Origin of the sequence: Coprococcus sp. AF16-5 (assembly GCF_003479365.1) — a bacterium.
GTDB classification, from domain to species: Bacteria; Bacillota; Clostridia; order Lachnospirales; family Lachnospiraceae; genus Coprococcus; species Coprococcus aceti.
Map to the genome: position 1 here is coordinate 324214 of NZ_QUGZ01000003.1, position 12385 is coordinate 336598.

At 43.6% G+C, this 12385-nt stretch carries 18 protein-coding genes; 2 read left to right on the forward strand and 16 right to left on the reverse strand.

The features are described from left to right. Nucleotides 1–115 precede the first annotated feature (115 nt). From DWW70_RS10035 to DWW70_RS10105, 16 genes are all read right to left on the reverse strand, one after another. Entirely contained in the window at nucleotides 116–394 is a 279-nt protein-coding gene (locus tag DWW70_RS10035; protein ID WP_015533590.1) for a hypothetical protein, read from the reverse strand. A gap of 46 nt (nucleotides 395–440) precedes the next feature. Then, nucleotides 441–905, reverse strand: a complete 465-nt coding sequence (locus tag DWW70_RS10040) for a threonine/serine exporter family protein (protein WP_022216862.1) — start codon at nucleotides 903–905, stop codon at nucleotides 441–443. Nucleotides 906–918: 13 nt separating this feature from the next. Continuing rightward, on the reverse strand, nucleotides 919–1731 hold the full coding sequence (locus DWW70_RS10045; RefSeq protein ID WP_118649794.1) for a threonine/serine exporter family protein: 813 nt from the start codon (nucleotides 1729–1731) through the stop codon (nucleotides 919–921). Between the two features lie 42 nt (nucleotides 1732–1773). Then, nucleotides 1774–2421, reverse strand: coding sequence for a DUF6709 family protein (locus DWW70_RS10050; protein ID WP_055222924.1), 648 nt, complete (start codon nucleotides 2419–2421; stop codon nucleotides 1774–1776). Between the two features lie 29 nt (nucleotides 2422–2450). After that, on the reverse strand, nucleotides 2451–3194 hold the full coding sequence (truA, locus tag DWW70_RS10055) for a tRNA pseudouridine(38-40) synthase TruA (RefSeq protein ID WP_055222922.1): 744 nt from the start codon (nucleotides 3192–3194) through the stop codon (nucleotides 2451–2453). After that, complete coding sequence (locus tag DWW70_RS10060) at nucleotides 3188–3832, reverse strand: sugar O-acetyltransferase (RefSeq protein WP_055222920.1); 645 nt, start codon at nucleotides 3830–3832, stop codon at nucleotides 3188–3190. Before DWW70_RS10060 ends, truA begins: the two co-directional genes overlap by 7 nt. A gap of 549 nt (nucleotides 3833–4381) precedes the next feature. Then, on the reverse strand, nucleotides 4382–5152 hold the full coding sequence (locus DWW70_RS10065; RefSeq protein ID WP_118649795.1) for a sigma-70 family RNA polymerase sigma factor: 771 nt from the start codon (nucleotides 5150–5152) through the stop codon (nucleotides 4382–4384). Nucleotides 5153–5263: 111 nt separating this feature from the next. Further along, entirely contained in the window at nucleotides 5264–6133 is an 870-nt protein-coding gene (locus DWW70_RS10070) for a hypothetical protein (RefSeq protein WP_118649796.1), read from the reverse strand. A gap of 48 nt (nucleotides 6134–6181) precedes the next feature. Further along, nucleotides 6182–6604, reverse strand: a complete 423-nt coding sequence (locus tag DWW70_RS10075) for a hypothetical protein (RefSeq protein WP_118649797.1) — start codon at nucleotides 6602–6604, stop codon at nucleotides 6182–6184. Nucleotides 6605–7676: 1072 nt separating this feature from the next. Continuing rightward, a complete protein-coding gene (locus DWW70_RS10080; protein WP_118649798.1) occupies nucleotides 7677–7961 on the reverse strand; it encodes a hypothetical protein in 285 nt (94 codons plus the stop codon). A 3-nt stretch (nucleotides 7962–7964) separates the two neighbouring features. After that, on the reverse strand, nucleotides 7965–8834 hold the full coding sequence (locus tag DWW70_RS10085; protein ID WP_118649799.1) for an ATP-binding protein: 870 nt from the start codon (nucleotides 8832–8834) through the stop codon (nucleotides 7965–7967). Nucleotides 8835–8845: 11 nt separating this feature from the next. Beyond that, complete coding sequence (locus DWW70_RS10090; RefSeq protein ID WP_118649800.1) at nucleotides 8846–9640, reverse strand: hypothetical protein; 795 nt, start codon at nucleotides 9638–9640, stop codon at nucleotides 8846–8848. A gap of 79 nt (nucleotides 9641–9719) precedes the next feature. After that, nucleotides 9720–9872, reverse strand: coding sequence for a hypothetical protein (locus tag DWW70_RS14895; protein WP_158576547.1), 153 nt, complete (start codon nucleotides 9870–9872; stop codon nucleotides 9720–9722). Then, a complete protein-coding gene (locus tag DWW70_RS10095) occupies nucleotides 9865–10281 on the reverse strand; it encodes a helix-turn-helix transcriptional regulator (RefSeq protein WP_118649801.1) in 417 nt (138 codons plus the stop codon). Before DWW70_RS10095 ends, DWW70_RS14895 begins: the two co-directional genes overlap by 8 nt. Continuing rightward, a complete protein-coding gene (locus DWW70_RS10100) occupies nucleotides 10278–10463 on the reverse strand; it encodes a hypothetical protein (RefSeq protein ID WP_118649802.1) in 186 nt (61 codons plus the stop codon). Before DWW70_RS10100 ends, DWW70_RS10095 begins: the two co-directional genes overlap by 4 nt. 52 nt (nucleotides 10464–10515) lie before the next feature. Beyond that, nucleotides 10516–10713, reverse strand: coding sequence for a hypothetical protein (locus DWW70_RS10105; RefSeq protein ID WP_118649803.1), 198 nt, complete (start codon nucleotides 10711–10713; stop codon nucleotides 10516–10518). Nucleotides 10714–10867: 154 nt separating this feature from the next. Here DWW70_RS10105 and DWW70_RS10110 point away from each other — a divergent pair, with 154 nt between their 5' ends. Together DWW70_RS10110 and DWW70_RS10115 are read left to right on the forward strand one after the other, a co-directional pair. Then, on the forward strand, nucleotides 10868–11263 hold the full coding sequence (locus DWW70_RS10110) for a helix-turn-helix domain-containing protein (RefSeq protein WP_158576549.1): 396 nt from the start codon (nucleotides 10868–10870) through the stop codon (nucleotides 11261–11263). Between the two features lie 160 nt (nucleotides 11264–11423). Further along, nucleotides 11424–12347, forward strand: a complete 924-nt coding sequence (locus DWW70_RS10115; protein ID WP_118649805.1) for a site-specific integrase — start codon at nucleotides 11424–11426, stop codon at nucleotides 12345–12347. Nucleotides 12348–12385: the final 38 nt, after the last annotated feature.

A 12385-nucleotide genomic window follows, 5' to 3' on the forward strand; every position in this document is an offset into this window, starting at 1 on the left:
ATGGGTGTACATTAAGAAACAATTGCCGGGAACTTTAAGATATTCTTAAGACGAAAAAATCCCTTCCGTATGATGTACCTAATCATACGGAAGGGATCTATAATCCACATTATATTTAGAATTTGAAAAACATCAGCAGGAGTATGATTCCCACAAGCGTGAGTGCCGCTCCCACCAGAAAGGCTATCTTAAACCACTTCTCATCACCTGTCACCCTGTCAAATGTATCATCCTCAACCTCAACAAAGCTGAGTGCCGTCATGGTCATAAGCCCAAGTCCGGTAAAAATCGCAGATGAAGCAGGTATCCTTATGGCCGGTATAACCCACAATATAAAATATACTACATCACATCCAAGCAATATAAACAGCTTTTTTCCATACTTCTCAAGCATAACCCTCGATCTCCTTAATATAACACTTAACCTGTATCATAACACCTTATATGTGTTTACTCAAGCTTTCCGCCTTTTTGTTCTTAAGCCTCCTTATTATGTCATCACATCCACAGACTGCACTTATTCCCACCGCAATCCCAAGCACGAACAGCATTGTGGAATTGCCATATGCGCTTGCGGCCTTCCAGTCTGAATCAAATGCCGCGCTCAGTGTGTAATAGAGCGGAGCCCCCGGCAGAAGCGGGATAAGTCCGACTATGAGATACTGATTTGCTGGTGCTTTCATGATCCTTGCCGCTATCTCAGCATATATGGCAGCCCACAGGCTTGCCGCAAGAGATGGGATAAATACGTCATCTATGATATTTCTGACCAGAATGTATACTATCCATGTGCACATTCCATTGACCGCCGCCGGTATCACATTTCTCTTTCCTAGATTGAACATAAAAGCAAATCCCAGCGAACCTAATAGAGCAGTGACAACCTGTATGATCGTTTGCTGCACTTGTCTGCACCTCCTAAATCGTGATAAATACCGCCAATGCAAATCCGCAGGCTATGCCTGCCGCCCACAGCACTGACTCAACCAGTCTCAGGCTTCCAGTTATCGTATCACCGACAAACATGTCCTTCACTGCATTTGTCAGCGCAAGTCCCGGGATCAGCAGCATGATGTCTCCTATCATGACCTTGTCCTCATGTATTGGAAACACACGCCCCGCCAGTCCGATCAGCACTCCTGTGACAAATGAACACAGAAAATTAAACAGTATGTTGTTGGTACATATCGGGGCGAAATACATCTGCATCAGCCATATCCCCACAGCAAATGCCGCCGCCATAGCTCCATCAAGTATGGTTCCGCCGAAGAATACTGCAAGCGCTCCCGCCGCCAGCACGCTTCCCACGCACACCCGGAGTCTCGGCGCTGATGCCTGCTCTATCTCTTCAATTCGTTCTTTCAGGCCCTCAGTGGCTAGTGGCTGTCTGCAATACTCTCTGCTCAGGGCATTTATCCGCTCCAGCTTCCAGAAGTCCGTCTTTGTCCCATCCCTGGTTCCTCTGGTCATGGAGCACACCGATCCATACGGCATGTTCATGGTACATACCAGAGTGGATGTAATAGCAAATACGTCCATACGCTCTGCTCCATAAGCAGCTCCCATTCGTCTGAGTGTATCCTCCACTCTCTTCACCTCCGAGCCATTCCGGATCATCATGGCTCCCACATCCATGAACAGGCCGAGCATTTTCACATCCTCCGGACTTCCCTGAGGCATATCCCGCAGCTTCTCCATTCCGCTGTGCCTGTCAATATCCGCCATACCCATATGCCACCATCCTTTTTGTACAGATATACCTCATGCCATTATCTATCTCATTGGAACCTGCTGGAAGTACTGGTGTCTTCTCTCATCCACCATTTTCTCCAGTTCCTTCTGATTGTGGTTATATATCTTATTTATCTCATCGTTGTATCCTATTATTATGTATGGAACCATGCATTCTATGTATGCAAGGGTGTCATCACAGTCCTTCTCCTTCCTCATCGGAAGCGCCATTCCGCTGCCATCATTCAGCCTGACCTCGATCTGGTAAGACTTACCCGCCTTAATTCCGTACACTTTGTTCTGGTTTATGAGCTTATATACCCACATAAGCTCCCTGGTCTCGGCAAAATTCACCGTGTCACCCTTGATATACATGAAGAACTCGTTATTTAATCTGAGGCCATTCACTGCAGCACCTGATCTGTAAAACTGCTCTATCCTCTCCATCTCATATTCAGGATTTGGCTTCTTCTTGCAGTAATCCAGTACGTCTCTTATGTTGCTCTGCCTTATTGCCAGGGATACAAACCATGCCGCAAATGCGAGGAACATCGCGGATCCAAGCCCTATCCATATCGATCCTTCATCTACCCCCATTGCTGCAGCAACACCGGAGATTCCGATTGCTGCAAATATCACTGCTCCAATAATACATTTTATCCTGTACTTTGTTCCAAGCTTCTTTATCATCTGTTTTAACCCCATTTTCTTAATTGTATTCAGTCATATTCCACCTTCATCAGGCAAAGTCCATGTGGAGGCGCCGTAGGCCCCGCCAGCTGCCTGTCCATCCCGGCTATGATCTCAGGAATATGCTCCGCACTCATATTCCCATATCCAACATCTACCAGTGTTCCGGTCAGTATCCTCACCATGTTCTGCAAAAAGCCATTTCCATGGAATCTCATGTGGACGTAGTCTCCCTCCTTGACTATATCCACATCGTATATGGTTCTGACCGTGGATTTCTTCATCTTATTGTTGCCACAAAAAGATCTGAAATCATGCTTTCCGACAAGATACGATGCAGCCTTTTTCATCACATCCACATCAAGTGCACTGCCCTGCGGCACACACCACACATAATTTCTGTCAAATACAGGTTTCTCAGCACCTACATACAGCGTGTATTCGTAGACTTTACCGGTTGCATTCAACCTTGCATGAAACCTGTCCCCGGCCACAGCAACATCAAGCGCGCAGATATCCGCAGGCAGATATCTGTTCAGATAATCTTTTATCTCTTCCGGAGTCTTATCTGTTTCTAGCCTTCCGTTCGCCACCATGGCTCTGGCATGCACTCCCGCATCAGTCCTGCCTGCACCATGGATGTCGACCTTTGCGTCGACCATCCTGGTGAGGACCGCCTCTATTCGCCCCTCCACTGTATCCGCATTTGTCTTGCTCTCCCAGCCGTGATAACGTGTGCCATCATAGCTGAAAGTAAATCTGTAATTTACCATATGTCCTCTCCAGGGACCTGCTCGCCTGTGTCTGCCTCAAATTCCTTTACCTGTTCAAGCCAATATTGCTTATCTTTTTCTGTTATCGGTCTTATGACTTTACATGGATTTCCAGCAGCTATCACACCATCCGGAATATCCTTTGTGACAACCGCCCCTGAGCCTATGACAACATTTGAACCTATGGTCACACCCGGATTGATGACCGTATTGCCGCCGATCCATACATTATCGCCTATTGTGACCGGCTTGCCAAGCTCCACACCGGCATTTCTGATCATCGCATCTATCGGATGACTTGCGCAGTATATATTGACCCTTGGTCCCAGAAATGCATGATCTCCAATGATGACGTCACACTGATCCAGAACTATCAGCCCTGTATTTGCATAGAAATAGTCTCCCACATGTATATTTGTTCCATAGTCGCAGTAAAATGGCGGCTCTATGTAACACTCCTTTCCCATGTGTGCGAATAATTTTCCAAGATACTCGCCGGTTCTTGTCATTGTCTCAGACCTCGGAGCACCATTGAACTTATCAACCAGATCCTTCGCCTTCCCCTCCGGATCCCAGTCCACACATTTATATAACTTGCCAGCTTTCATTCTGCCAAACATTTTCTCTACTCTATCCATAGAATTTTCTCCTCGTATTATAATATTTACTCATCATGTTTATATCTGACTAAAAGATACCATTCTTTATGGCTGCAATCAACCGCAAATATAATTACTCGTAAATCGAATCCAATATAAGCAATAAACTGCTATCGTTAACAGAAAAACTGCTCTCCAGATATTATAATAAGCCGCGTGCCTGTATTCTGAATCGATAGCGTAATCGACTGAACTTCAGCGCTTATTGCCGGAGCGGCGCGCACAAACGCCCTTATCGTGCGCAGAGCGCAGTGCAAATATAAGCAAGCTGAAGTGACGGAAGATTAGTGTGATTCAGAATACAGGCACACGGCTTATTATGTCTGGAGAGCATTTTTTCGTCCGTCCTCAATACACATAAAGGTACATCCCAAATTAAAATACTAGTTTGATATTTTCCAACAGCTTACAAGCCGTTTATTTCTGTGCTTTTCCGTGCTGATTTTTCCATTTTTCCATAGTATTTTTTTATTTTAGTATCGTTGTAGTATCACCAGGGCATTGACACACTAAGTCAAACTTAGGGCGTCAAATAGGTATGCCCATACTCTCCGCAAGGCTCTGCACTGCTTCATTATGCTTTAACCTCAATAATGCCCTATATTCTGTATCGTTGATTGCCTGGTATGAACTCTGCAGCTTTTCCTTCATGTTTTTTATAGTGCATTTATTCTTGTACTTCATTTCTATAACTTCCCACTGTTTTGGAGATAATACACGCTCAGCAATCGCCCAGATCTCGGCCATTGCTGCATCATCCAGCGCATTGTTCAATTCTTCGCACTCCTTGCCTACTATATCATTCAAAGTGTGTGAATCCTCGTCATCGCTTGCTATAGACTTATCCAGGCTCTTTACAGTGCTATATATTATATCCTCTATCTTGTCGACCTCTTCCAGCTTAACGCCTATATAGTTCGCATATTCACGCCGTGACGGTTCTCGGCCATATTTCTGTGTGTATATGCTCTTGATCGTATTATATTTATATATTTGTTCCTGCCTGTATATAGGTAGCCCAATAATACGGTTTGTTTGTCGGACATACCTTTTTAACTTTCCATCAAGCCATATCATCATGTATGTGCAGAAGTTGGCCCCCTTTGACCTGTCATAATGCATGGCAGCTTTATACAGTATGATATAAGCCTCCTGCGTCAGATCTTCCAAGGACGCCCCCCAGGTGTATCTTCTCGCAATCTTGTAGATCATGCCATGATTCTGATTATATAGTTGTTCCATGTTGTCTGTGACGTTCTCACCGCTCTGTATAAGCTCAACAAGCTCTTCATTGGTCATTTATAAGCCTCCTTACCAAAAGAGCCCCCACAACGCACTGTGAGAGCTCTACAACAAACAATATATATAGTCAAATACGCCCCACGGGGAGGAATAGGCGTATTTATTGCCTTACTGGTGTCCCTCTGTTGACTGTGAAGCCACCGGCACAGCCTGGTAATATATAGCCTTCTTCTTGTTCTCCAGAACAAAGGCATCATACACTATACGACCTTCTACAAGTGCACCACTGATGCCCGGTGCATCCTGATGGATCTTGTAATCCTCTAACTTCGTAGGTGCCACGGTAGCGCACGGATGAGCCACCATAAAGCCGAACCCCTTCGGGAGTCTTACCGCTGGCACCTTAATGACTGTGAGGCCGTCCAGGTTGCCTATAACGCCCTTAGCTCGCATATCTGCCCCCACCTCAGTTTCAAGCACTATATCCTTGCTCTTCTTCATCAAGCGGTATATTGCAGGTGTTACAACAAGCACACGGCTTGTTTCTGGCACCTCTGCGTCGTCCAGTGCCTCGGTGGCTGCGGTGATCTCATCATAGATATTATCAATTGTCAGCTCCTTGGCTGCCGGTGTATTTCCTGCACCTGCTGCCATGACTCCATAGGTGTATGTATCTACCTCAGGGACTACAACAGCCCTCTGCTGTCTTGATAATGCTGATGCAGCCTGTAACTGCTGCGCTGTCTCGTCTGTGTCCAGCTTATCAATGGCAAATGTGAATGATCTGTCCTTTTTCAGTGTGAACTCCTCTGTTGTGGCGTCCAGGCTCTCCACCTTGCCATATCTGGAACCCTCAACACCTGAGCCGGTCCCGGTTCTGTCGTAGTCGTTCATGCTGCCGGTGCTGATCTTGTACACCTTGACTGTGTGAGCTCCTGAGAACTCAAAATCGTTATTTGTAAGCAGTGACTTCTTGCTGTCACTTGTAAATACCTCATCAACATAAGGTTCAAATTTATCTGTTAAATTTATAGCCATATTATTCACCTTTCTTTCTTAGCAGATTCCCCAAATGGGAATATGCCTCTAATCAAGGCCGAAAGCTTTCTTGAACTGGTCGGGCTCTATGCTCTCCCTAAACTCTGGCAGCCTGTTCTCGATTATATGACGCCTCTCAGGCCTGCCGCTGCCGTCCTGATCTGCTTTCATGCCCTGTATATTGCTGATGGCATCTATAGCGGTCTTTAACTCGTCCTCTGTGTCGTATTTAAGTACAGATGCAAGGCTTTTATCTAACCCTTTCTCACTGAGCAACTCCGCCGCTCTGATCGCCATCTCTCGTTTATTTATATCTTTCTCCCTCTGGTCAAGCTCTGCAGCAAGGGTGGCCTTCTGTTCCTTTAGCCTCTTGCTTACAATGGCATTTACCTGCTCCTGTGTAAATAAGCCGGTGCCGTTCTTCTCGTCCTGATCTTCGGTATTACCCTGGTTCATTCCAGTAATATTCATATGCTTGCGCTCCCTTCGTTTTACGCCCTAGGTGGGCTTGATATATCCAATCTATCCAACTCACCGCCAGAAGTCAACAGAGCCCCAAACAGGCTATAATACACAAAAACAGGCTATAGCACACCATAAACATATAAAGGTGTATGTAAAGCATTCAAAACCATTTATTAATAAGGTAAAAATTTTTTTTATATTTTTTTCAATGTCAACATTAGACTAACATTTACTAACATTTCATGCCATCATAAGGTTAACATTGGTTAACATCCGGGATGGGGTCATTACTAATGAGGTCGGGGTATCCGCAGTATGGATACCCTTTCGGTTCTGACGTTAGCATTTGTTAGCAATTTCTGGTGTCGCATTTTGCGACACCAGGAACAACCGTACCTAAAAGTACGCTTGTACCCTGACAGAACGATTCGTTCGGGGAGCTCTGTATATTGGTTTTTCTTGGCCTATATATTCTCTAATGTTGGGTTTTGCCAAGTTGTATATATCCCTGATGTAAAGTTTTGTAAGGTTGTATATATTCTCTAATGTCATGTTTTGACATGTTTTAGGGCTGCCCTGATTCGGGGTACCCTAGGTTCGTTATAGGTTCGAACCTTAACATTTATTAACATCTGACCTGTAGTTTTCTGTAGTAAAACTGAAGTTTTCTGAAGTAGTTTATGAATAGCGTCACGAATCGTTACTCCATACACCGATGGCCTCGCCAGTACCGACCTCATATCTCGGGTACCAAAACGGTACTTGAAATCCTGATTTAGGACTCCATCAAGCACTACCCCGATTCAGGGGAGTGTCACAAGCCGCACACCCTTAAACACACAAAAAGACACCCTACAAGCCTGTAGAGTGCCCTCTGCGATCAAAACGTTATTCATAAGCCTTCGGTTTGTTTGGGGTAACTTCCCCCAGGTGTTCCAGCACCTTTTTGCGAATTAATCCTTGACATCTCCGGATTGCTTGGATATATTGAGCTTGTATGTTGTTCAGAGTATACTGTACTGATGTTTATCCTTTTTTCTGATCGTAGTGTGAAAAGCAATCCGGATTGTCAAAGGTGTTAGGCGGTCTGGGTTGTTTTTTTTGCCCTTCTCGCCCTCTCGGCTCTCTTGCCGTATATGTACCCAAGTAATAGCACATCAATGCCATATGACACCATAAAGCTGTGTAAACTCTTCGATGCATTCGGTACATGTGCGTTTATAATGTCCTCTACTTCAGAACTCTTTACATCGCCTGGTAGCGGCATATATCCCAACATTTTCATAGTGTCATTGGCCTCATAAATAGATGTTGCCCTATCTTCTTTCGGTGTTATCTTGCCGTAAACTGGTATAGTTGCCATTGTTTAATCCTCCTTAAACTGTGCCATGAAATCATCATGATCTGTTTGTATCTGTCTGCTCCTGATAGATTCCTCTGGTAAATGGATAGTGATGGATTGGCTATCTATTCTATCTATTATTCGTTCGTCCATCTTTAGCTCATCTATGCGCTTATTGCTGGTATAGATTGTTACAAGTCTGTTTGCATATCTTTTATCTATCAGTTTGAATAAAACTGTATCCACCCATTCTTTAGCCATCTGAGCCCCTATATCATCAATTACAAGGACTGGAGCCATTTCTAAACTCTTCAAATCTACGGCCTCATTATAGCTTTTTTTCGTAAGCTCCAGATAATCATATATTGTCATAAACCTTGCAGGCACTGCATACCTCATTGTGACCTCATTCAATAATATACTGGCCAGCATGGTCTTGCCTGTGCCTTTTTTCTTTGCGTAAAGATATAACCCATATCCTCTATCCTGAAACTTCTCAAAATTTGTTATAAATGCATTGATCGTCTTTTTCATATCGCTGGTATCCTGCTCGTATATATCAAATCTGAACCGATCCGCTCGCATACCTGCATACATCTGCGGTATTCTCGCCCTAGATCTCCGATCATTTGCACACTCCTGGTCAAGCTTATTCAGTGCTACATACTCATAGCCATCATCAATATATACTCCTCTTGGCATATCTACGAATCGTATAGCATCTATTGCCTCATCGCTGCAGCCTTCGTAACTGGTGCCCTTGATCCGCTGGCGTATATACATATTGCGCTCTATGTGCTCTTCTGGCGTCATCTTCATTACGTGACTCTGTGGGAACATTGGATTCTCAGCGTATCTGTACCGGGCCAGCTGGCTGGCTTTTCTCTTTTCCATGTACTTACTCCTTACTGAAACGGATCATCCGGCTTTGGGGTGTAGTTTGGTCCTGCTATACCATCTATAACACCCTTCTGATGGTCTTCTCGTGGCTCTTCTGGAGTTTCAGGCGTATATCTAGGGGTGTACTGTGTATTATCGCTATAGCCCCCTTCTTTGCTCTCCCACTTGTCAAGAAGTGTTTGCCAGTCTGTTATATCCTTTCCATTCTTGTACTTCCATTCTCTGGTTTGGTTATATTCAAAAAACCTTGAAGGGCTGACCTTATAGTTATGTTCTTCACAATAAGCCTCTACTTCCTGATATGTTGGTATACCTTCCCTAGCTTTAGCTATAGCTATAGAGTTAGATATATTAATCTTACCTATCCTATCCTTACCTATCCTGTGGCAACCATCGGTTGACACTTTGTCGCCCATTTGGCTACCTTTTGGTATACCACATGTTGAACCATCAGAAGATGAGGCTAATATATATTTGTCATTCTCTACTTCTACGGTATCCAAATACTCTTTAAATCTGGTTTCTGTGTACCTATCTTTACGGATATAATTATTTGCTCTCCAATCAGTTATTAGTATTACTCCATCCTCAAAAGGGATAACGAAACCCTTAGCTACTAATAGCTTTAGATCATCTGGTACACTTCTACATACCGCAACTATTTTTTTAGGTGAGGAAACAAAGCCATCATCGTCTGCCCGCATACCCAAATGAAAATATAAGTTTTGAGCTGTCGGCGACATGTCCAGGAACTGATCCGTATCAACCACATCCAAGCTAAACATTCTGCGTCTCGCCATCGTTCTCTTTTACCTCCTGAAATTTAATAGCAGTCTTATCACTTATCTGTTTGATAGTGGTCAAGGTATCAACTGCAGTCTACATCATAACCAATGTTAATTTAGCGTCAGCATCTGACTGCTTGGATGCCCCATATCTTTCTAAGTAGCCCGTGAGTATTGCATATCCTATTACATCCATGAAACATCCTTCCATGGAATATCTAGTGTCGTGATGTTCTATATTATTCATCTTCATTACCTCCTGTAATCTCGTTTATGAACTCATCCAGCGCATAGCCCACGATCATCATTTCTTCTTTCGTTGCGCAAGTGTGCAGCGTCCTGACCATGACATTGTAGGCGTGTGCGTTGAGATCCTTTTCTGTCACACTGTAAACCTCTTCATCTTCCTGAACATCAACGCTTACGTTGTCGCCTACAATCTCGCTTGCTGGTGTGTCGTTCGGGTTGCCTATGGTGATAATATCGCACACTCCCAAAGCGTTATATATACGGTCTAACGTGTCTTTCTTTGGTGTCCGCTTGCCTGTCTCCCAACGCTGCAACGCCTGCGGTGATACGCCTATCATTCCGGCTAGATCTCCCTGTGTCATTCCTCTGTACTGCCTGAGCTCTTTTATTCCTGCCCTCTTACTCATGCTCCTGCTCCTTCCTGGTAGCAACGCTCATATAAATAGCGTTTGTTTACCTTTCCATTCACTGTTAAATATCCCTTAGCTGACATTTCGCCGTTCAGGTCCTTAATGATCTGATAAGCCTTTGACTTTGAAACGCCCAGAAGAGCCATAACATCATCAACATTTAGATATAGCTTATCCATTCGCAACGCTCCTTTCTTATCCTGCTTTCTGTGCCGCCAAGCTCTCCATTGTTTATAAATATTCATCTGCCAACAACTCGGTTATGTCGCAGCCTATAGCCTTTGCGATCTTCCCGGCTGTTGATGGTCTCATATCAACAGTGCAAGCCTGTGATATTGTGGTTGGCTTTATGCCTGCTGCAACAAGGTCATTGCGGCTCTTGCAAGCTCTTGCCATTGCTATATCTAACTTCTTACGGTCAAACTTCATGTTCTCACCTCCTTTTTGTTCGGTTTTGACTTACCGTGTTTTTATAATAGTTCGGTTCTAACTAACTGTCAAGCATTTTTTCGTTTTTGCCGTACTTTTTTATTTACTTTTGTTCGGTTTTGCTGTATCTTGTATGTGTGGAGGTGTATCAAAAATGGGAAATAGTAAAAAAAATCAAGAATTTGCTCAGAGATTAAATGAATTACTAAAGAAAAATAATATAACACAATCTGAATTAGCTAAAAGAATGGGAATAGCAAAATCTTCTGTTAATGGATGGTGTAAGGGTACAGCATACCCACGCATGGACAAGATGACAGAGCTTTCATCTATTCTTAACGTAGATATTTTTACTTTAATCTCAGGAGAAAAACCATATATTATATCGGTTGATGCTGAAAAATTCGCCCAAGCAATGGAAATAAAAGAAAAACCATTATTAAAACAACTTAAAGCCTCATTTACCAAACTGAATGAAAAAGGCCAGGAAAAAGCCGCCAGCTATGTGGAAGATCTAACGAAGATTCCGGAATATAAGAAAACAGAATGACGCCGTATTTTGCGTTTTAAGCCATTTTAGTAATTTAGGGTATAAATTACCGTCTAACTCTCTAAAATTAAAATATGGAGAGCTGAGACAGTCACAGCAACATATACAGATGTTTTTATATTGCTTTCTGTGCCGCCAAGCAAGAAGGGAGATATAAAACATGCCAGTATATAAGGACAACAAGACAGGTACATTTTATGCAAAATTCTATTACCAGGATTACACAGGACAGCGCAAGCAGAAACTAAAGAGGGGCTTTAAGCTCCAGAGAGAGGCCAAGGAATGGGAACGGCAATTCCTGGAACGGCAGCAGGGCACGCCGTCCATGACCTTTCAAAGCCTTTATGATATCTATATTGAGGATATGAGCCACAGGCTCCGCAAGACAACCCTAGACGGTAAAAAGAACGTATTCAAGAATCGAATATTGCCATACTTCAAAGATAAGCCGGTGAATGAGATCACCCCGGCAGATATAAGGACATGGCAAAATCAGCAGATAGCCGCCGGTTATTCTGCCGGTTATCTATGCCGTGTTGACAGTGCACTTACAACACTGTTTAACTATGCTATGAATTATTACAATCTGCCATCTAACCCATGCACCAGAGCCGGACATATAGGCAAACATACCAGATCACTGAACTTTTGGACTGTTGACCAATATAACCAGTTTATGGCAAGCCTTGACAACGACAGGGCACGCATGGCCATAGAGCTGCTATTTTATGGTGGTATGCGTGTTGGTGAACTTCTCGCCATTACAGGCAAAGATATAAACTTTGAGCAGGGTATCATAAACATTGATAAAACCATCAATACTGATTCTGAAGGTGCTCACATATCGCCCCCAAAGACAGAGAACGGCATAAGGGTGATATATATGCCTAAAGCCGTTATGAATGATCTGAGGGGCTATATTGATAAATTATACGGCTATCAAGATGATGATCGTATCTTTGATTTTTCAAGAAGCCTGATTCGAAACGCCATGGTGCAATATTGCAAAGTGTCCGGGGTGCCATTTATCAGGATCCACGATCTCCGGCACCCGTATGTCAAGCCCACGACAAAAAATTTATAACTTTTTTTGCAGTTTTTCGGGCAGCTTCATAGCTGCCC